Here is a 19,475-nt window from a genome sequence, read left to right as displayed (position 1 = left end):
AGTTCGGTTCAACTCGGGCATCCTTCAAACAAATAACCGCCACGTCGCGTCATGGTCCGGCCAACTTCTTCTTCCGATTCATCGTCATCCGCCAGCGAGGGCGCCATCGTCAAACGGCGCGGCCTGCTGCGCGGCCTCTTCGCGCTGCGCCACTCGTGGGACGGCATCGCCGCCACCTGGCGCGAGGAAAGCGCGTTCCGTCAGGAAGCGTGCGCGGCCATCGTGCTGCTGCCGGCCGCGTTCTTCGTCCCCGTCGGCACGGCCGAGCGCGTGCTGCTTGCGGCGTCCGTGCTGCTGGTGCTGCTCGTCGAGCTGATCAATTCGAGCATCGAGGCGGCGATCGACCGCATCTCACTGGAACGGCACGAACTGTCGCGGCGGGCGAAGGACTGCGGCAGCGCGGCAGTCACCGTATCGATCGTGATCAGCGCGATGACCTGGGGTCTGATCTGCGGCCCTCATGCGTGGCGATGGCTCAGCACGCTTCTGTGACGCGCGCGTGACGGGGTGGCTCATCTGTATGTCGGCGGGAGGGGGCAAAACTTGAGGGGCGAGGCTCGCGGCGGGGGTCGCCGGTGCGCGGGACATTCGTCTCGCGGCCAGCGACGCGGCCCGGTAGTGAGGAAGCGGCGAAACGGAGCGGGCTGGACTAGCGCCCCGTCCTTCACGCGTTTTCGCGAGCGACGATAAGATCGCCGCTATTGTCGACCGCGCCTATTCGGGCGCGTTGCGTCCGAGCATGACGAGCGTTGCTCCGCCATCGATGGACGGGACAGCCGTCTTCCCGAGAGCCGATGCGGCGAGGCGTCAGAATCGATGTCTCACGCCCGCTGTCGCCTGGAATTGCGTGGTCGTGGACGAGGGATCGCTCACTCCGTTTATCCACGCAACGCCGAGCGGCGAAGTCCCGCTCGGGCTGACGCGCTGCCATGCACCCTGAACATAGACATCCGTGCGGCGTGAGAAGCGGTAACTCGTCATGGCGCTCACCTGGTTCCAGTGCGGAATCCCGCCGCCACCGTTTCCGCCCGCGCGGGAATAGGTGTACGCGCCGGAGAGTTCGATCGCCGGCGACAGCGCATAGCGAATATTTCCCTCGAAGTTCTGAAAGTTCACGCTCAGGTTCGTTTGGAAGAACCGGGTGATCTTGCTTTGCGAATAGACGAATCCGGCCACGGCGGGGCCGAAGGCATAGTTCACCCCCGCGCCCAGCGTCCTTTGCTTGTCGGCCAGCACGCCGATCGGCACGGGGCTCGCCAGAAGCGCACTCTGCAAGGAGGCGGCGGTCGTATCGGTGACTGCGCCGTTTGCGTTCAACTGGCCCGGCGTCCGCGCGGAACTGTTAAGTTGAAGATAGCCGACGCCGAACTTCCACGGCCCGCTGACATACGACATGCCGAAGCTGTACGCGCGATTGTTCGTGAATCCGCCGGCCTGATTGGAGAAGCCGTATAACGCACCGAGCCTGAAGCCAGCGAAATCCGGACTCAGGTACTTGATCGAGTTATTGATCTGAAACGAATCGTTCAGATTGTCGATATCGAACGGATGCGCGAAATGGGTGCCGCCGAACTCCGTGCCGGTGAGCGAAAGCGGCCCGACGAAGTCGACCAGTCCGTCTGTCTGCCGGCCCAGCGTGAGGGCGCCGAATTCACGGCTCGACACGCCCACGTAAGCCTGCCGATTGAACGTTCGATTGCTTACCGTATTGGAGCCGCTATTGATATCGAATCCGTTCTCCAGCGTGAAGACGGCCTTCAGGCCCGCGCCGAGGTCTTCGGCCCCGCGCAGCCCCCATCGGCTATCCTGGATCGCACCGCTCGTCATCTGCCAGTTGCTGTGGCCGCCGCCGCCCGCGCGGTCGATCTCGTTGCTCGTGTAGGTCAGGCCCGCGTCGATCAGCCCGTAAAGCGTAATGCTGCCTTGCGCGTGGACTGCGCCCGAGAGCGTCAGCATCGTCGTCACACCGGTTACGAGCATCTTCTTCATTGCGTGCTCCAGCCAACACTCGACGAAACAGGATTCTCGCGCGACGCCCGCATCGCGCGGCGTCGATGGCCGCAAAGCCCGCGCGCCACGCGCCAATAACATCGCATCGTTGCGAGGACTTGCTGTCGCCTTCACATACTCTATGCGATAGCAAAAGGAACCGGCAACCCGAAGTTTATCGGCGGAACGAACCGGTCCCGCGCATCGAGAAATGGCACGCAGGCCGGCAGGAGCGTCTCCACGCGAGCCCGCGATAGTCCGCAGGGCCGCGCGTTCACTCGTCAGACGTACGCGCGAGCCGTGGTCCGGCCAAAACCATCGATGCGTTGCTTGTGAAGAGCGCTTCGTCGATCGGTAATGCGCGATCGGGACAGCAGTGTGGCCTGGCCGGAGCGTCACGGTGTCTGCAGGCCCCCGTCCATCAAACGCGTCTGCGTCCATAGCGTGACGCTCTTGTCGCACGGATACTTCGCCGCTTCGGTCTCGTCGAGATCGACGCCCAGACCGGGCTTGTCGTTCGCATAGACGAATCCGTGCCGAAACTCGGGCAGGCCGGGGAACACATCGAGGAGCGCTTCGCGCGGCCCTTTCAACTCCTGGATCACGAAGTTCGGCGGCTCCGTGCCCGACCACTCCTGCACGCCGAAATTGCGCGATGCGAGGTCGATATGAATGTTCGCCGCATGCGCGAGCGGCGACATGTCGCCCGGACCGTGCCAGGCCGTTCGCACGCCGAACTGTTCCGCGAATATCTGCAGCTTTCGCCCCGCCGTGATGCCGCCGATCTGGCTCAGGTGCACGCGTATGAAATCGATCAATCGCTCGGTGATGAGGAACCGCCACTCGCAGGCGTTGTTGAAGAGTTCGCCTTGCGCGAGCGGCGTCGTGGTCTTCGCACGCAACTGCCGCATCCACTCCCCTTCTTCGAGCGCGATGGCATCTTCGAGGAAGAACAGCTCGAACGGCTCGAGCTCCCGTGCGAAGCGAATCGCTTCGACGGGTTTCAGACGCTCGTGCACGTCGTGACACAGCGCGACATCGAACCCGATGCGGCTCCGGATGCCATCGAACAACTTCAGCGTCTCGCGGATGTACTTGCGGCTGTCCAGATAGATGCCGTCCGCCGCGCCTTCCGGCGCATTCGACGGCGCGCGGCCGAATGCCCCGCCTCCGTATCCGCCGCTTTGGCAACGGATATGCGTGATGCCCTGCTCGCGGTATCGCTGGATGTTGTCGCAAAGTTCGGTGAGATCGCGGCCATCCGCATGACGATAGATCGGCACGCCTTCGCGCACCTTGCCGCCGAACAACTGATACAGCGACATGTTCGCCTGCTTGCCCTTGATGTCCCACAGCGCCATATCGACACCGGAGATCGCGTTGTTTTCGATCGGTCCATTGCGCCAGTATGCGTTCTGGTGCATGAGCTGCCAAAGCTCCTCGATGGCCTCGGCGTCGCGCCCGATGAGCAACGGCCTCAGATATTCCTCGATCAGGCATTTGACCGCCAGATGGCGATAGGCGAAGGTCGCGCATCCGAGCCCATACAGGCCGGGCTGATTCGTTTCCACTCTGACGACGGTCAGATTGATGCCTTCCGGTGCGGTCAGAATGACCTTGATATCGGTGATGAGCGTTGCCATGTCTTATTTCACGGTAGCGGAAGCGACGGAATCGGACTCGACGCGCGCGCCGCCCTTGGGGAACGCCGGCTGCGTACTCTGCGCGGGCACCCGCATCATCAGGACGACCGATGCCAGCAGCGCCGCGGCCATGAACACATACGATGCGGAGGGGCTGCCCGTCGCGCCGTTCAGATAGCCGACCAGCCACGCGCCGAGGAACGCGCCGAGCGCGCCGCAGGCGTTGATGAGCCCGATTGCGCCGCCAAGCACGTTGCTCGGAATCAGTTCGGGGATCAGCGCGAAGAACGGTCCATACGGGGCGTACATCGTCGCACCCGCGATCACGAGCAGCGTGAACGAGAGCCAGAAATTGGACGTGCCGACGAGATAAGAACCGACGAACGCGATCATGCCGATCAACAACAACGGCCACACGAAGAGCTTGCGGTTACGCGTCTTGTCGGACAGATACGACGCCACCAGCATCAACACGATGGCCGCGAGATACGGCACGGCGGAAAGCCAGCCGACGGAAACGATATCGATGCTCTTCGACGCCGACTTCAGGATCGACGGCAGCCACATGATGAAGCCGTACACGCCGATGCTCCACAGTGCGTGAATCGCGCAGCACTTGAGCACGATCGACGAACGGAACGCCGCCTTGTAGTCGCGCACCGGCGCGATATGCGCCTGCTCGGACTTGAGGACCGCATCGAAGTCGGCTTTCTCTCTGTCGCTCATCCACGGCGCGTCGGCTGGACGATCCTTCACCGTGAACCACCAGACGATCGCCCACAGAATCGCGGGCACGCCCTCGATCACGAACATCTCGCGCCAGCCGAAGTTGCGCACGAGATAGCCGGACACGATGGACATCCATAACACCGTGACCGGATTGCCCAGAATGAGAAACGTGTTCGCGCGCGAGCGTTCCGTGCGCGTGAACCATCGGCTGATGTACATGAGCATCGACGGCATCACCGCTGCCTCGACGATGCCGAGTATGAAACGCAGCGCCATCAGCATCGGAATGTTGCTGACCATGCCGGTCGCGGCAGCACACACGCCCCACAGGATAAGGCTCGCGAAGATCAGTTTCTTCACGCTGTGCTTCTGCGCGTAGATCGCGCCGGGCACCTGAAACAGGCAGTATCCGAGGAAGAACAGCGAGCCGATCAGCGATGACGTCGCGGAGGTGATGCCCAGATCCTTGTCGATGCCCGCCGCCGCAGCGAAGCCGTAGTTCGCGCGATCCAGATAAGCGAGGCTGTATGTGATGAAGATGATTGGCATGAGATGCCACCATCTCTGCGGCGCGACGGTCCTGATGTTGTCCATGATGTCTCCGATGTCAAAGTACGGCGAGCCAGCCGCCATCGACGTAAATGATTTGTCCGTTCACATAGCTCGATGCCGGCGACGCGAGATACACCGCCGTGCCGACGAGTTCTTCCGGCTTGCCCCAGCGCTGCGACGGATTGCTGCTCTTGACCCACTTGTCGAAGTCCGCGTTGTCGACGAGGGCCTGATTCATGTCCGTCAGGATGTAGCCGGGGCCGATCGCGTTCGCCTGGATATCGAACGGCGCCCACTCGGCGCTCATGGCGCGGGTGAGCATCTTGATGCCGCCCTTCGCGGCCGTGTAAGGCGCGACGGTTGCACGCGCGCCTTCGCTCGTCAGCGAACCGATGTTGATGATCTTGCCGCCGCGCTTGCGCTCGATCATGCGCCGCGCCGCTTCCTTCGCGACGATGAACGCGCTCGTCAGATTGGTGTCGATCACGCGTTGCCAGTCGGCGAGCGCCAGTTCTATCATCGGCTTGCGGAACTGGATGCCCGCGTTGTTCACGACGATATCCACTTCGACGCCGTCCGCATCCCAGGCGGCGAACGCAGCGGCGACGGACGCTTCGTCGGTCACATCGAAGGCCGAGCCGCGGGCGTCGAAGCCTTGCGCCTGCAGCCGGCTGACGGCGGCATCGACGGTTTCGGCTTTCGTGCCGTTCACGATGACGCGCGCGCCTGCCGTCGCGAATCCTTCCACGAGCGCGTAGCCGATGCCGCGCGCCGAGCCCGTGACGAGCGCCGTGCGGCCGCTCAGATCGAACAAGTTGTTCATGCCGGTTTCCCTGTGTGATGCGTTCGGATCGAGGGCGCGAGCGCGCCCCCGCAGCCTCGTGCGAGAGGCTGCTTTTGGTCGTTGCGTAACGATGATTAAGGTTGACTCAAGCGTGCTGCGTGCTTATGAAGGCGTGTCGTTCACGGTGCGGGCAAGCGCCGCGCGGTCGTCGAAGTCCTTCTCCGCGCGTGCGATGAGCGTGAGCACGGCCTCTTCGGCGGCCTGCGCATCGCCCTGTTCGATGGCGATGCACAGCGCTTCGTGCATCGGCAGCGAGCGGGCCGGGCCGCCTTCGATCTCAGAACTCAGTTCGAAGCTGGTGCGCAGGATGGCGGAAAGCGCGTTCTGCATCTGTTGCACGAACTGGTTGTGGCACGCCGTGAGGATCGCGCCGTGGAACGCGAGGTCGGCCGGCACGTACTCGCCCTGACCCGCGACGGCGCGTTCCATCGCCCTGAATGCGCGGCGCACGGCGATGCGGTCCTCGGGCGTCGCGCGCTTTGCCGCCAGCTTCGCGGCATTCGGCTCGATGATCGTGCGCAGTTCCATGAGGTCGCGGATGAGATCGTCGTCGACCACGCCGGAGCGCGCGCGCCACGTGATTACGTCGGGGTCGAATAGTTGCCAGTGCGAGCGCGGCAGGACGATCGTGCCGTGACGGCGCCGCACCTGGAGCATGCCTTTCGCGGACAGGGACTTCATCGTCTCGCGAATGGTGATGCGGCTCACCTGCATGAGTTCGGCGAGCTGGTCTTCGGCCGGCAGGATATCGCCCGGCGCGAACTTGCCCGCGCAGATTTGTTCGCCCATCTGATTGAGCACTTGCCGGTGCAACGTCGGCATTTCCTCACCCCTTCTAGAACATACGTATGATCTGGAAGGTAGCAGTAGCGTCGTGGCCGGACAATCAGGGTTGACCCGGTGCAACGGTATTCGCGAGTTCACTGCCGAGTGGCAGGTACAAGGAGCGACGGCGTGGGATTGGCCGGTCTGAAGTCAGCCGCTGCAAGAGGACAACGGATGCAAAGCGTCTCGAAACGGGATATCCGGCGTCAGAACGCAGCGGGCAGCGTTGCAGCGAACGCGCGCGCTGGCTGGCGGTTCGATCCCCGGCGCTCTTGCGCGTCAGGCTTCTCCCGTGCCGCCTCTTCCCGCGCGAGCTGCCCATGAGTTATCGACCGCGTTTTTTATCTCTTGCAGAAGCCGGCTTTGCTGATAGGGCTTGCGCAGCCTCGGCAGATCGACTCCGGCGCCCTCGGGCAACTCCGCGTAGCCGGTCGCGAGGATAACGGGCATTACGGGCCTGAGCGCCCGCGCCGCAGTGGCCAGTTCGACGCCTGTCATCCTGGGCATCGAGAAATCGGTGAGCAGGACGTTGACCTTGCGGCCGCTGCGCAGGACTTCGAGCGCCGCGTCTCCCGAGGCGGCCTCGATCACGTCTTGTCCGAGATCCTGCAGAAGATACGAGGTGCTGGACAGAATGAGCGGGTCATCATCGACGACGAGGATGGTCGCCCGCAGCTCGCGTGCATCGGCGGAATGCTCGTCCTTCGATTCGTCGGCGGCCCGCTCCTCGACCGGCGGACGGCTCGTGACCGGCAGCCACAGCGATGCGCGGGTCCCCTTTCCGAACGTGCTGTCCAGACGAAGCGCCCCTTGCAGCTGACGCGCCAAACCGTGAATCATCGAAAGGCCGAGCCCCGTTCCCTTCCCCACCTCCTTGGTGGTGAAGAAAGGTTCTGTCGCTTTGGCGAGCGTGGCGGCATCCATGCCGGTGCCCGTGTCGCGCACCGTTACCCGCACGTAGTCGCCGGCACTCAGGTCGCTATCGCCCGAAGAATGCGCGGTATCGACGCTGATCGTGATTGCGCCCCCCTCGGGCATCGCATCGCGCGCATTGACCACCAGGTTCAGTATCGCCAGTTCGACCTGATTCATGTCGACGCGGGTGAACGGTACGTCTTCGGGCGTATCGATCGACAGTTCGATGGTCGAACCAATCGACCTTTCCAGCAAGTCCGCCATGCCGTGAACCAGCGCGGGCATCTGGACAGGCTCCACCTTGAGGACCTGCTGTCGCGCGAACGCCAGCAGCCGCTGAGTGAGCGCTGCACCCCGTTGCGCGCCTTTCAGCGCGCCATCGACCAGTCGGCCCGACCGCTCCTCCGGCGGCAGTTCCTTCCGCACGAGTTCGAGGTTCGCCATGATCGCCATCAGAAGATTGTTGAAGTCGTGAGCGATGCCGCCTGTCAACTGGCCGATCATTTCCAGCTTCTGGACTTGTCGTAACAACTTCTCCGTGTGCTCGCGCTGCCGGATTTCCTCGAGGACCGTTCGATGCGCATCTTCCAGTTGCGCCGTGCGCTCGAGCACCTTGACTTCGAGGGATTCGTTCACGCGGCGCAACTGATCTTCCGACGTCTTGCGCAACGTGACGTCCGAGCACACGCCCACGAGCCGGGCCATCTGGGTGTCGCGCACGACGCGCGCCCTGACATCGACCCAGTGCACTGTTCCGTTCGGCCAGATGTTGCGATACTCGATCGCGTAGTCGCAGCCGGTTTCCGTGCTGAGGGAGACCGCTGCCTGCACCCGGCCCCTGTCCTCGGGATGGACGCTCGCAAGCAGGTCTTCATAGGTGAAGCTGTCGCTCTCGAGGCGGCCGAACGTCGCCTTGCAAGTCGCCGATGCCGTCAGCGCGCGGGTAGCGAGGTCCAGGCTCCATGAGCCGAGTTGTCCGGCGGTGAGCGCGATGCGCAGATGCGCTTCGCCTTCATGCAGTTCCCGCATTCGAGCCCGTGCCTCGAACTGGCGATTGCGGCCTCGCACCGCTGTTTCGACCACGCTCACGAACGTCGTCGGGTGAAACGGACGCTCGATGAACGTGACGTTGCCGAGCGCGCCGGTCAGCCGTTCGGCCATCGGCCTTCGATCGGGGCCGCTGCGCCGGGTCAGCACGACGAATGGAAGGTCCGACCACGGCGGCTGCGACGACACCCATCCGGTTAGCGCGGCGAGGTTCGCCCCGTTCAGCGCTTCGTCGGCAACGACCACGCAGCAGACGTCATCGCTCAACCTGTCGCCCAGTTGCGCCAGGTCCTTGCAACCCTCCGCATCGATCCCGGCCGCCTTCAGAAGCGCCGTTGCCACGACGCCGTCGCGCCCCGACGGGGTCAGGAGCAGCACGGGACATCGATCTGTTTCGGCCATGCGGTCGTCAGCCCTTGTTCGTGGTCTTCGGTGTGAGCAGAGGCGCCGACTTTCCAACGAAGGTCGGTACGCCGCGCAGCACGCCCTGGAAATCGTCCAGCGGTTCCCCGAGCGTGAGCCCTTCCGAACTGATGCGAAACTCGCGGATCGACTCCTCGTGAGCCCCGGTGCGCTTCTTGATGACCGACACCGCGCGTCGAACGCGACCGAGCGCTTCGAAATAGCGAAGAAGGATGACCGTGTCCGCAAGATAGGTGACGTCGACGGGCGCTTTCATGTCGCCGACGAGGCCGTGCTGCGCGACAGTCAGAAACGTATTCGCGCCCTGGCGGTTCAGATACTGCAACAACTCGTGCACGTGCAGCACGAGCGCGTTTTCTTCCGGCATCGCCGCCTGATAGCCGTTGAGGCTATCGACAACAACCGTCTTGGCGCGCGCATGGTCGACGCTCGTCCGCACGCGATGAGCGAACTCTCCCGGAGACAACTCTGCCGCGTCCACTTGTTCGACGTGCAGGCTGCCGGCGTCTCTCATCGCTTCAAGGTCGATGCCCATCAGGCGCACGCGGTCGAACAACAGTCCGAGTTCTTCATCGAACACGAAGAGCGCCGCCTTCTCGCCCCGCCGCACGGCCGCCGCGACGAACTGGATGGCGAAGAGACTCTTGCCTGTCCCTGCAGGACCGAGAATGAGCGTGCTCGATCCTTGTTCGACGCCGCCGCCGAGCAGCGCGTCCAGTTCGGTGACGTCGCTCGTGATCTGCGTCCGCGCGAAGCTCGTACGGTGCTCGCCGGCCACGAGCCGCGGGAACACCGAAACGCCGCCGCGCCTGATCGTGAAGTCGTGATAGCCGCCGCGAAACTGCTGGCCGCGGTATTTGAGCACCCTCAGACGCCGCCGCTCCGCGCCGTATTGCGGCGATAGTTCCTCGAGCTTGATGACGCCATGAGCCACGCTATGGACCGTCTTGTCCGCCGCCTCCGACGTGAGATCGTCCAGCATCAGCACGGTAGCGTCGCGCCCCGCGAAGTAATGCTTGAATGCGAGGATCTGCCGGCGGTAGCGCAGGGAGCTTTGCGCGAGCAAGCGAATCTCCGAGAGGCTGTCGATGACCACTCGCTTCGGCCTGACGCGCTCGAACTCGCCGAGAATCAGCCGCGTCGTCTCGCCCAACTCGAGGTCGGAGGAATAGAGCAGCGTTTGCTGGTGATCCGCGTCGAGGAGGCTCTCCGACGGGCTGACTTCGAAGATGTTGATCTGCGGCCCGAGCCGCCACCCGTGTGACAACGCGCCGTCGCGCAACTCCGTTGTCGTCTCAGACAGCGTGATGTACAGACATTGTTCACCCAGCTCCGCGCCAGCCTGCAGAAAACTGAGCGCAATGGTCGTCTTGCCCGTGCCGGGGCTTCCTTCCAGCAGGAACAAGTTGCCCGTGCTCAGGCCGCCGACGAGAATGTCATCGAGTCCCGGGACGCCCGTTCGGGCGTATTGGGGCATTACGGTGCTATCGTCCATCTGTTGCTCCAAGCTGCTTCATCGCAACGCGGGAAAGCTTGTGGTTTGGGATCCGGGTCAACGCCTGCTGCAGTGAAGCACGAGCGTCGTGGATTTCATGTGCGGATTGCAGCCGCAGCCAGTACATGGCCGATACGCCGCAGAAGGCTTCGAGCCGCAACGCCATCTCCGGTGTGATGATTGCGCTGCCGTCGAAGATTCGGTGCAGAGTTTGACGAGCCACTCCGAGATCCCGAGCCGCCTGGCTGACGGACACGCCCAGATGCGGCAGCACGAAGTTCCTTAGAAGCTCCCCAGGATGGCGTGCCTCGGCTTCGTGCCGAGTGATGTGGGGACTAGCCGCAGAAGTCATATCAGGTGTAACGCACCGCGTGACAAGTGCCGAGCATATCATGAAGCCGGGCAAGCGGCGTGGCGCTCCGCTTGCGGGAGCGGCACGATTTTTTTATGTTATGGGCGAGCGTGGAGACCATATGCTTCCACTGCCCGCAGCAAGCGCGTTGCCCGACAGGCGCCGATGGCCTCGTGCTCGTCGGCGCCGATCATCGACTCGAAGTCATCGAAGTGACGCGTCAATACGACCAGCCTCACGTGCTCAAATGGTCGGTGAATTAACGCAGTATCTGCATTGCGTGGGCGTGTCGAACATCGAGGCGGCTTGTCGGCTCGCGCGGCGCATCGCCGAATCCGGGCATCGGCGGATAGCGATGTGCGGCGGGTCCGCGTTCGGCAACGAGCGTGCGCCCGCCGCCGTCAGGGAAGCCGGTTCGACCTCACCCGAATCAATCGCGGAAGCGCCGTTCACATGCCTCAGAACGCTTCCTCGCTCAACCGAAACACGGCATCGTCCCCACGCGCGGAAACGATGGCCGTCTCCAGTCCACGAGCCTGCGTCAGCACGAACTCCGCGAAGCAATGCGCAGTCGCGATCTTCGCCCCGTAGAACTGCGGGTCTTCGCCCCGCTTCTGCTGCGCGACGATCAAGGCCCGCGCCATCTGCCACCCCGACAGCACGATTCCCGCCAGCTTCAGATACGACGCACCGCCGCCATACACCGCTCGCGGATCGCGCTTGCCCGCTTCGAGCACATAAGCGACGACATTCGCAAGCGCGTCGCGACCGTCCGCGAGACGCCGGTGCATCGCTTCGAAAACCCGCGCGGCGTCGCCGGCATCGACCGACCGCAACGTAGCAAGCGTCTCGTCGATCCCGGCAAGCAGCGCCTGCGCGGCCGAACCAGCGTCGCGCATCGTCTTGCGTCCGATCAAGTCGTTCGCCTGAATCGCCGTGGTGCCTTCATAGATCGACAGAATCCGCGCATCGCGATAAAACTGCGCCGCTCCCGTTTCCTCGATGAACCCCATCCCGCCGTGGACCTGCACGCCGAGGCTCGTGACATCGATCGCCATTTCCGTGCTCCAGCCCTTGACGACCGGCACGAGGAACTCATGAATCGCCAGATGGCGGGCGCGCGCCGCCGCATCGTCGTGATGATGGGCGATATCCGCGTGCGCCGCCGCGACATAGGCGAGCGCACGCGCGCCTTCGGTGATGGCGCGCATCGTGCCGAGCATCCGGCGCACATCGGGATGATCGATGATCGCGACAGCCCGCGCGCCGGAGCCGTCGACAGGACGCCCCTGCACGCGTTCCTTCGCGTACGCGACGGCCTTCTGATACGCCGCATCCGACAACGCGACGCCCTGCAGCCCCACGCCGAAGCGCGCCGCGTTCATCATGACGAACATATACTCGAGGCCGCGATTCTCCTCGCCCACGAGATATCCGATGGCGCCGCCCCTGTCGCCATACTGAAGCACGGCCGTCGGGCTCGCCTTGATGCCCAGCTTGTGTTCGATCGATACGCAATGCACGTCGTTGCGCGCGCCGAGGCTGCCGTCGTCGTTCACGAGAAAACTTCGGCACGACGAAGAGCGAGATGCCCTTCACGCCCTCGGGCGCATCCGGCGTGCGGGCCAGCACGAGATGGACGATGTTCTCCGCCATATCGTGCTCGCCCCACGTGATGAAAATCTTGGTGCCGAACACACGAAACGTTCCGTCATCCTGACGTTCCGCGCGCGCGCGCACGAGCGACAAATCCGATCCCGCCTGCGGCTCCGTCAGATTCATCGTGCCGGTCCACGCGCCTTCGATCAGCTTCGGCAGATAGCGCGCCTTCAGGTCGTCCGAGCCCGCGATCAGCAGCGCCTCGATCGCGCCATCGGTCAGCAGCGGACACAGCGCGAACGAAAGATTCGCCGCGTTCAGCATCTCGATGCACGGCGACGCGATCAGCTTCGCGAGCCCCTGTCCGCCGAACCCGGTCGGATGACTGATGCCCTGCCACCCGCCTTCCGCGTACTGGCGGTAAGCATCGCCGAAACCGGGCGTGGCCTTCACGTGGCCGTCATGCCATGTGGACGGCTGCCGGTCGCCCTGCACGTTCAGCGGGCCGATCACTTCGGCGGCGAGCTTCGCGCCTTCTTCGAGGATCGCGCTGGCGGTATCGAGATTGGAATCGTCGAGACCGGGAAGCCGGCTCACGCTCGCCATGTCCGCCAGGTCCTTGATCACGAACATCATGTCTTTGACGGGAGGGGTGTAGCTCATCGTTGTCTCCGTGTTCGCAGCGCGCATCGCGCCGCACTTGCATTATTCAAACGTTGATTCGTTGCAGGACTGACGTCTTTCTATCGGCTCGCCGTGCAAGAACTCGCGCACGAGCGGCCCGATCTCGGCCGTCCTCGTGATGAGGAACAGATGCCCGTCCTCGATGACATGAAGCGTCGCGCGCCGTATGCGGCTTGCAATGAGCCTCGCATTGACGAGCGGAACGATAGGATCGTCGTCGCCGTGCATGACGAGCGTCGGCTGACGTAAAGCGCCGAGCCAGAACAGGCTGCTCCATCCGCACGTCGCCAGGAGTTGATAGACATAGCCGCGCCCCCCCGGCGCCTGTATGTGCCGCCCATGCTCGTCGAGCAGGGACGGATCGCGCCGGTACGCGCCGCCGTAAATCTCCGCGCCGACCTCGCGCAGATAGTCCGCGTCGCGATAGCGCCGCGCCCCGACCAGCTTCGACAGCACCGACAGGCGACCCGGCACCATGATGACGCCCGGCGACGTCGCGGCCAGCACCAGCCGGCGGCATCGATACGGATACAGATACGCGAACTGCTGCGCGAGCGCCCCGCCCCACGACACGCCGAGCGCATCGACGGGGCCGTCGTAGCCGAGTGTCGAGAGCAGCTTGTCGGTCAGCATGGCGAGCGTCGAAAAGCGATACGGCATGAGCGGCGCCGGCGATCCGCCCACGCCGGGGATATCGAAGATCACGACTTCGACATTGCCGAGCGCATCGGCGAATGGGCGGATCAGTTCGAGATTCGCGCCGATGCCGTTGAACACCACGAGCGGCGGCGACGCATCGCTGCCGCGCCAGATGCCGACGCGAAGCCGTTGGCCATCGATATCGACGGTCCGTATGTCCATCTTGCGCATGAGGTCGTCCGTATCGTGGATCACGCTTCGAGAACGTAGCGGCCCGGCGCATCGTCCAGTCGCCGATGCCTTCTGCTGCCGAGCGTCTTCGGCGTCGCGCGGCGTTCGCCCGAACGTTCCGCGAGCCACGCGCGCCAGTCGGTCCACCACGAGTCCGCTTCTGCGGTCGCGCCCGCGAGCCATGTGTCGGCGTCGTCGGGCAGCGCGTCGTGATGGAAGTACTTGGCCTTCGCGTTGCCGGGCGGATTGATCAGGCTTTGAATATGACCGCTCGAACTGAGCACATAGCGCGTGTTGCCGCCGAATGCGCGAGCCGTGTCGTACACGCCCTTCCACGGCGTGATGTGATCCGTCATGCCGGCCATCACGTAGGTATCGCACGTAACCGCGGACAGATCGACCGGTGTGCCGAGCACGGTCAACGCACCCGGCTTCGTCAACAGGCCCTGCGTGAAGATATCGAGCAACTGGCCGTGCAGCTTCGCCGGCAGACGCGTCGTGTCGTTGTTCCAGTAGAGAATGTCGAACGCAGGTGGCGCTTCGCCCAGCAGATAGTTGTTGATCCAGAAGTTCCACACGAGATCGTTCGGGCGCATCCACGCAAAGACGCGGCCCATGTCGTCGCCCGACAGCACGCCCTTCGCATGGCTGCTCCGCTTGGCCAGTTCGACAGCCTCGGGCGTCGTGAAGAGCCCGAGCTGCGACGGCGATGCGTTGTCGAGCACCGCGACCATCAGCGTCGCCGCGTGAACCGACGTGTCTTTCCGGCTTGCGAGATGGCCGAGCAGCGCCGAGATGGTCATCGCGCCGGAGCACGCGCCGTGCAGGTTCACGTCCGCTTGCCCGGTGATCTCGCGCACCGCGCCGATGGCTTCGAGGAGCGCGGCGACATACGTATCCATGTCCCAATCGCGATGTGCTGCACCCGGATTGCGCCAGCTCACCGCGAACACCTGGAACTCGTTGCCGACCAGATATTCGACGATGCTCTTCTTCTCGGCGAGATCGAAGATATAGAACTTGTTGATCTGCGGCGGCACGATCAGTTGCGCCCGCGCGTGGACTTTCGCCGTGGTCGGCTCGTATTGAATGAGTTCGAGCACCTCGTTGCGAAACACGACGGCGCCACGCGACGTGGCGAGATTCTTGCCGACCGTGAATGCGCGCTTGTCAACCTGCGACGGCATGCCCTTGTTGCCGAGCGCATCGTCCAGCATGTTTTTCAGGCCCGCGACGGCACTCGCGCCGTTCGATGCCACGAGCTTTCTCATCGCGGCGGGGTTGCCCGCGAGCGTGTTCGTCGGGGCGAGCGCGTCCGTCACGAGCGACACGACGAACTGCGCGCGCGCCTTGCTCGCTTCATCGAGCGCGGACCGTTCGACGAAGCCTGCCAGCGCATCGCGCCACGCGAGATAGCCATGCATCGCCGTGCGATAGACCGTCTGCTCGCGCCATGCGGCATCGGCGAAGCGTTTGTCGCCGGGCTGCGGCGCGGACGTGCCGTTGCCCATCGCCGCCGATGCGAGATCGCGAATCAGCGCCGCGGTCTGTCCGGCCAGCAGCGCCGGATGAACCATCGCCTGCGCGCCGACCTGCCGGGCCGCCGCGAGCATATCGACAGGCCGCAGCCCGACGAAGGGATTCGGTCCCGGCATGCCGTCGGTTGCGCGCGCGATGATGTCGTCGTTCATAGTCGTCATGTTCGATACTCCCTCAGCCGACGATCATCACGAGCGTGCGCGCAACGAGTGCGGGCTTGTGCTCGCCTTCGATCTGCAATTCGTTGTCGGTATGCATGATGAGGCGGCCATCGCCCTTTCTTTCGACGGACGCCAGCACGACGCGGCTTCGCACGCGCGCTCCGGATTTCACGGGCGTCATGAAGCGCACCTTGTCGACGCCGTAATTCAGCGCAGCCGATGCATCCGGCGGGATAACGCCGATCTCGATGGCGAGCGCCGCGAGCAGCGAAAGCGTCAGATAGCCGTGCGCAATGGTGCCGCCGAACGGACTCTCGCGCTTCGCACGTTCTTCGTTGAGATGAATCCACTGCGTATCGCCGGTGCATTGCGCGAAGGCGTCGATGCGCGCCTGATCGACGCTCACCCATTCCGACACACCCACTTCCTGACCGACGAAGTCTTCGATCGTCGCGAAGCTATAGGCACTCGTGGCCGTACTCATGCTCGTGCCTCCTGTTGCAGCGATTGCGCGAACTGTTCGCGCAGGCGCTTCTTGTTCAGCTTGCCGACGCTCGTCTTGTGGAGCTGATCCACGATCTTCACGATCTGCGGCACCGCATACTTCGAGATTCGTCCCGTTTCGCTGAACGCGAGCACATGGTTGCGAATGTCGTCCGCCGAAGCTGCGGGCGTGACGTTGGACTTCAGCACCACGAGCGCCACCGGCCGTTCGCCCCACTTCTCGTCCCTGATGCCGATCACCGCGACTTCCGACACCGCCGGATACAGCGATATGAGGCTCTCGATTTCCAGCGACGACACCCACTCGCCGCCCGACTTGATCACGTCCTTGATGCGGTCCGTGATCTGCAAGTACCCTTTGGTGTCGATGCTTCCGATATCCTGCGTATGCAGATAGCCGCCCTCCCAGAGCGCAGCCGATGCTTCGGCGTTCTTCAGATACCCTTGCGTGAGCCACGGCGCCCGCACGACGATCTCGCCGCTCGCGCGACCGTCGTGCGCGACATCGGCTCCTTCTTCGTTCACGATGCGCAGATCGACGAGCGGCATCGGCAAGCCCGTCTTGCAGCGCAACGTCACCTGCTCATCGATGTCGAGCGACTCGCTTCCCGGCTGCAATTGCGCGAGACTGAGCAGCGGGCACGTCTCCGACATGCCATAGCCCGCGAAAATATCGATGCCCCGGTCGAGCGCCGCGCGCGCCAGCCCATGCGGCAGCGCGCCGCCGCCGATGATCACCTTCCATCGGCTGAGATCGACGCTCTGCGCGTCGCGGCAGCTGAGCAGCATGTGCAGGATGGTGCCCACGCAATGCGAGAACGTGACGCCTTCTTCGCGCACGAGTTCGATCAGACGCTCGGGCACGTAACGGCCCGGATAGACCTGCTTCACGCCGAGCATCGTCGCGATGTACGGCATGCCCCATGCGTGAACATGGAACATCGGCGTGATGGGCATGTACACGTCGCCACGATGAAAGCGTTGCCCGGACATCGGACTCGCGAGCGCGGCCATGCCGGTGATCGTGTGCAGCACGAGTTGCCGATGTGAGAAGTAGACGCCCTTCGGCAAGCCGGTCGTGCCGGTCGTATAGAAGGTCGTGGCGCGCGTGTTTTCGTCGAAATCCGGGAACTCGTATGAAGGCTCGCTTGCGGCGAGCATGGTTTCGTATTCGTCGGCGAACGCGATGGCGTGCGCTTGCGCTTCCTCGCGCTCGTCGTCGATCAGAATGACGGCCCGCACCGATTCGAGCTGGCCGCGTATCGATTCGATCACGGGCAGGAAGTCGCCATGCACGAGGAGGATGTGCGCGCCGGCATGGTTGATCGTATAGGCGATCTCGGCAGGCGAGAGACGCACGTTGACCGTCTGAAGGACCGCGCCCATCATCGGGATAGCGAAATAACATTCCAGATAGCGATGGCTGTCCCAGTCCATCACCGCGACCGTGCTGCCCATCGTCGCCCCGTGGCGCGCGAGGCCGTTCGCGAGCCGTGCGATGCGTTCCTGCATGCCGCGATAGGTGAGGCGCGTCGTGCCGCGATACACGATCTCCTGATCGGGCGCGTGAGCAAGCGGCGTGTGAAGGAGATGCTTGATGAGCAACGGGTACGCATACGCCGATGCAGCCGGTTCGAACATGTGCTGATTCATGTAGGTTTCCGTGATCTGTTGCATGGGACCGCCGCTCATTGCCCGAAAGGCCGTTTGACGGTCAGTTTGTTGGTGACCGACCTGACGCCTGGCACGTCCCTCGCCAGCTCCGCGGCCTTGCCGATGTGCGCCGCGTCACCGACGGTGCCGGTCAGCGTGATGACGCCATCGTTCGCGCGCACGCCGATATCGCCGGCGTCGATGGCCTTGTCTTTGGCGAAGGCCGCGTAGACGCTCCGTCGCAGCGCGCGGTTCTGCGCTCTCGTGGCGACGGGCGCGCTCGCGTTCGATGCAGCCGCCGGCGTGCCCGCCCCCGCCATTGCTTCGCTTACCTGAATGATCGCCCCCACTGCGAGAACGACGATCAGGGCCGCACATCGATAAGCATTCGGTTTCATTTTTCGCACGGATCGCTCCCTTCAGAAGTTATGGCGCACGCCGACCATGCCCGCCGTCGTCGATCTTCCCGGCGCCACCGGCTGTCCATAGACGATCGTCTGGTTCATCGTTCCGTGGTTGTCGACATAGCCGACTTGCGCATAGGTGAGCGTGCGCTTCGACAGACTGTATTCGGTGCCTACCGCGAACTCGCTCGAATGGTTCGTCGAGTTGTTGTTGTCCTTCAGGTAGTAGAAGCCCGAAGTGACCTTGAGCACCGGGCTGAACCGGTAGCCGAGCCCGGCCGAATAGAGGTCGTAATCCGCACGGCCGGTGTTCGCCGGATTCTTGCCCCGGCTCCACGAGCCGGAGACCGAGACATCGCGGAAGGTGTACATCGCGCCGAAGTAGACGAAGCGGTTGTTGTTCAGCCCGGTCGGCGCGACGCCGGGCAAGGGGCTCGTGTCGTGTCCGTTGTAATAGACCGCCGACAGGTTCAGCCCATAGTTCGAATACTTGAGGACGGCGGATTCGCGCGTGCCGCCCTTGAACTCGCCGGGCACGCCGCCCGGCGCGTATTCGAGCGCAACGGACGCGCCGTAGAACTTCGGCGACTCGTAGACGAGCGCGTTGCTGTCATACAGCGCGCCGATCGCGCCGTTCGTGCTCGTGCCGGTCCATCCGGCCGCCTGATTCATGCCGAGCCACGCGGTCAGAATGCTGCCGAAGTACTGCGCGCCGCGCACGTCGGTGTCGTACATCGCGTAGATCATCGGCACGATCTGGCGGCCCGCGTTGAAGGTGCCGAACGGTCCCGTCAGGCCGATCGTCGCGAACTGGTTGAATTGCGCCGATACCCCGGGCGTGTCGGAAAGCCCGAACCGGCCGGTGCCGGTATCGAACGTGCCCTGCAGCCTGAAGTTGAGCTTGTAGCCGCCACCCAGGTCTTCGCTGCCCTTGAGGCCCCAGAAGCTCGCGTAGATGCCGCCGTCCTTGTAGCGATACACCTTGCCGAGATTGGGTGCGTTCGGCGCGAAGGAAGCCGCGGCGGTGCTCTGATAAAGCAAGCCGGCATCGAGCACGCCGTAGAGCGTCACGGAGCCTTGCGCCCAGGCAGCGCCGGAACACGCCAGCAATGCGGCAAGGCATGGAATCTTTCGTTTCATCAGGTATCCATATCGTTTCTGGCTTGCACGAGCGCCGGGTGGCGGTCGCGGCGGAGCCGGTCAATCGCGCATCGGGGAACCGGACTGGGAGGTCGTCGCCGGATGGG

At 63.8% G+C, this 19,475-nt stretch carries 16 protein-coding genes and 1 pseudogene; 2 read left to right on the top strand and 15 right to left on the bottom strand.

All coding sequences use genetic code 11. The features are described from left to right. Nucleotides 1-51 precede the first annotated feature (51 nt). Entirely contained in the window at nucleotides 52-492 is a 441-nt protein-coding gene (locus P9255_RS01060; RefSeq protein ID WP_309768432.1) for a diacylglycerol kinase, read from the top strand. A gap of 315 nt (nucleotides 493-807) precedes the next feature. Here P9255_RS01060 and P9255_RS01055 read toward each other — a convergent pair whose 3' ends face one another. The 8 genes from P9255_RS01055 to P9255_RS01020 all read right to left on the bottom strand — a co-directional run bounded on the left by P9255_RS01055 (nucleotide 808) and on the right by P9255_RS01020 (nucleotide 10,814). Further along, a complete protein-coding gene (locus tag P9255_RS01055) occupies nucleotides 808-1,989 on the bottom strand; it encodes a porin (protein ID WP_309768430.1) in 1,182 nt (393 codons plus the stop codon). Nucleotides 1,990-2,384: 395 nt separating this feature from the next. Next, complete coding sequence (locus P9255_RS01050; protein ID WP_309768428.1) at nucleotides 2,385-3,632, bottom strand: enolase C-terminal domain-like protein; 1,248 nt, start codon at nucleotides 3,630-3,632, stop codon at nucleotides 2,385-2,387. A 3-nt stretch (nucleotides 3,633-3,635) separates the two neighbouring features. Continuing rightward, a complete protein-coding gene (locus tag P9255_RS01045) occupies nucleotides 3,636-4,955 on the bottom strand; it encodes an MFS transporter (RefSeq protein WP_309768426.1) in 1,320 nt (439 codons plus the stop codon). 13 nt (nucleotides 4,956-4,968) lie between these two features. Beyond that, nucleotides 4,969-5,736: an SDR family oxidoreductase gene (locus P9255_RS01040; protein ID WP_309789044.1), complete on the bottom strand. Its 768-nt coding sequence runs from the start codon at nucleotides 5,734-5,736 to the stop codon at nucleotides 4,969-4,971. A 123-nt stretch (nucleotides 5,737-5,859) separates the two neighbouring features. Then, complete coding sequence (locus P9255_RS01035; RefSeq protein ID WP_309768421.1) at nucleotides 5,860-6,579, bottom strand: FadR/GntR family transcriptional regulator; 720 nt, start codon at nucleotides 6,577-6,579, stop codon at nucleotides 5,860-5,862. A 282-nt stretch (nucleotides 6,580-6,861) separates the two neighbouring features. Next, complete coding sequence (locus P9255_RS01030) at nucleotides 6,862-8,922, bottom strand: ATP-binding protein (protein WP_309789043.1); 2,061 nt, start codon at nucleotides 8,920-8,922, stop codon at nucleotides 6,862-6,864. Between the two features lie 31 nt (nucleotides 8,923-8,953). Then, nucleotides 8,954-10,462: an ATPase domain-containing protein gene (locus tag P9255_RS01025; RefSeq protein WP_309789042.1), complete on the bottom strand. Its 1,509-nt coding sequence runs from the start codon at nucleotides 10,460-10,462 to the stop codon at nucleotides 8,954-8,956. Further along, the gene (locus tag P9255_RS01020; protein WP_309768416.1) at nucleotides 10,452-10,814 is read right to left on the bottom strand and encodes a HigA family addiction module antitoxin; all 363 of its coding nucleotides are present in this window, start codon (nucleotides 10,812-10,814) and stop codon (nucleotides 10,452-10,454) included. Before P9255_RS01020 ends, P9255_RS01025 begins: the two co-directional genes overlap by 11 nt. 110 nt (nucleotides 10,815-10,924) lie before the next feature. Here P9255_RS01020 and P9255_RS01015 point away from each other — a divergent pair, with 110 nt between their 5' ends. After that, complete coding sequence (locus P9255_RS01015; RefSeq protein WP_309768415.1) at nucleotides 10,925-11,077, top strand: hypothetical protein; 153 nt, start codon at nucleotides 10,925-10,927, stop codon at nucleotides 11,075-11,077. Nucleotides 11,078-11,272: 195 nt separating this feature from the next. Here P9255_RS01015 and P9255_RS01010 read toward each other — a convergent pair. The 7 genes and pseudogenes from P9255_RS01010 to P9255_RS00980 all read right to left on the bottom strand — a co-directional run bounded on the left by P9255_RS01010 (nucleotide 11,273) and on the right by P9255_RS00980 (nucleotide 19,368). Continuing rightward, nucleotides 11,273-13,076 (bottom strand): annotated as a pseudogene (locus tag P9255_RS01010) (acyl-CoA dehydrogenase). Between the two features lie 42 nt (nucleotides 13,077-13,118). Continuing rightward, complete coding sequence (phaZ, locus tag P9255_RS01005) at nucleotides 13,119-13,967, bottom strand: poly(3-hydroxyalkanoate) depolymerase (protein ID WP_309789040.1); 849 nt, start codon at nucleotides 13,965-13,967, stop codon at nucleotides 13,119-13,121. 20 nt (nucleotides 13,968-13,987) lie between these two features. Beyond that, nucleotides 13,988-15,667, bottom strand: a complete 1,680-nt coding sequence (locus tag P9255_RS01000) for an alpha/beta fold hydrolase (RefSeq protein WP_309768411.1) — start codon at nucleotides 15,665-15,667, stop codon at nucleotides 13,988-13,990. 13 nt (nucleotides 15,668-15,680) lie between these two features. Further along, nucleotides 15,681-16,151 carry a MaoC family dehydratase gene (locus tag P9255_RS00995; RefSeq protein ID WP_309768409.1) on the bottom strand — a complete coding sequence of 157 codons (471 nt, stop codon included), beginning with the start codon at nucleotides 16,149-16,151 and terminating at the stop codon, nucleotides 15,681-15,683. Next, a complete protein-coding gene (locus tag P9255_RS00990) occupies nucleotides 16,148-17,848 on the bottom strand; it encodes a fatty acid--CoA ligase (protein WP_404980228.1) in 1,701 nt (566 codons plus the stop codon). Before P9255_RS00990 ends, P9255_RS00995 begins: the two co-directional genes overlap by 4 nt. Before the next feature lie 11 nt (nucleotides 17,849-17,859). Beyond that, a complete protein-coding gene (locus P9255_RS00985; RefSeq protein ID WP_309768922.1) occupies nucleotides 17,860-18,222 on the bottom strand; it encodes a BON domain-containing protein in 363 nt (120 codons plus the stop codon). Between the two features lie 21 nt (nucleotides 18,223-18,243). Continuing rightward, nucleotides 18,244-19,368 (bottom strand): porin, encoded by a 1,125-nt coding sequence (locus tag P9255_RS00980; RefSeq protein ID WP_309768408.1) that lies wholly within the window; start codon nucleotides 19,366-19,368, stop codon nucleotides 18,244-18,246. Nucleotides 19,369-19,475: the final 107 nt, after the last annotated feature.

The sequence above is a fragment of the Caballeronia sp. LZ019 genome (assembly GCF_031450825.1).
In the GTDB taxonomy this organism is placed as follows: Bacteria; Pseudomonadota; Gammaproteobacteria; order Burkholderiales; family Burkholderiaceae; genus Caballeronia.
The sequence above is the reverse complement of the archived record's forward strand: the minus strand, read 5'-3'. Positions and strand labels throughout refer to the sequence as shown.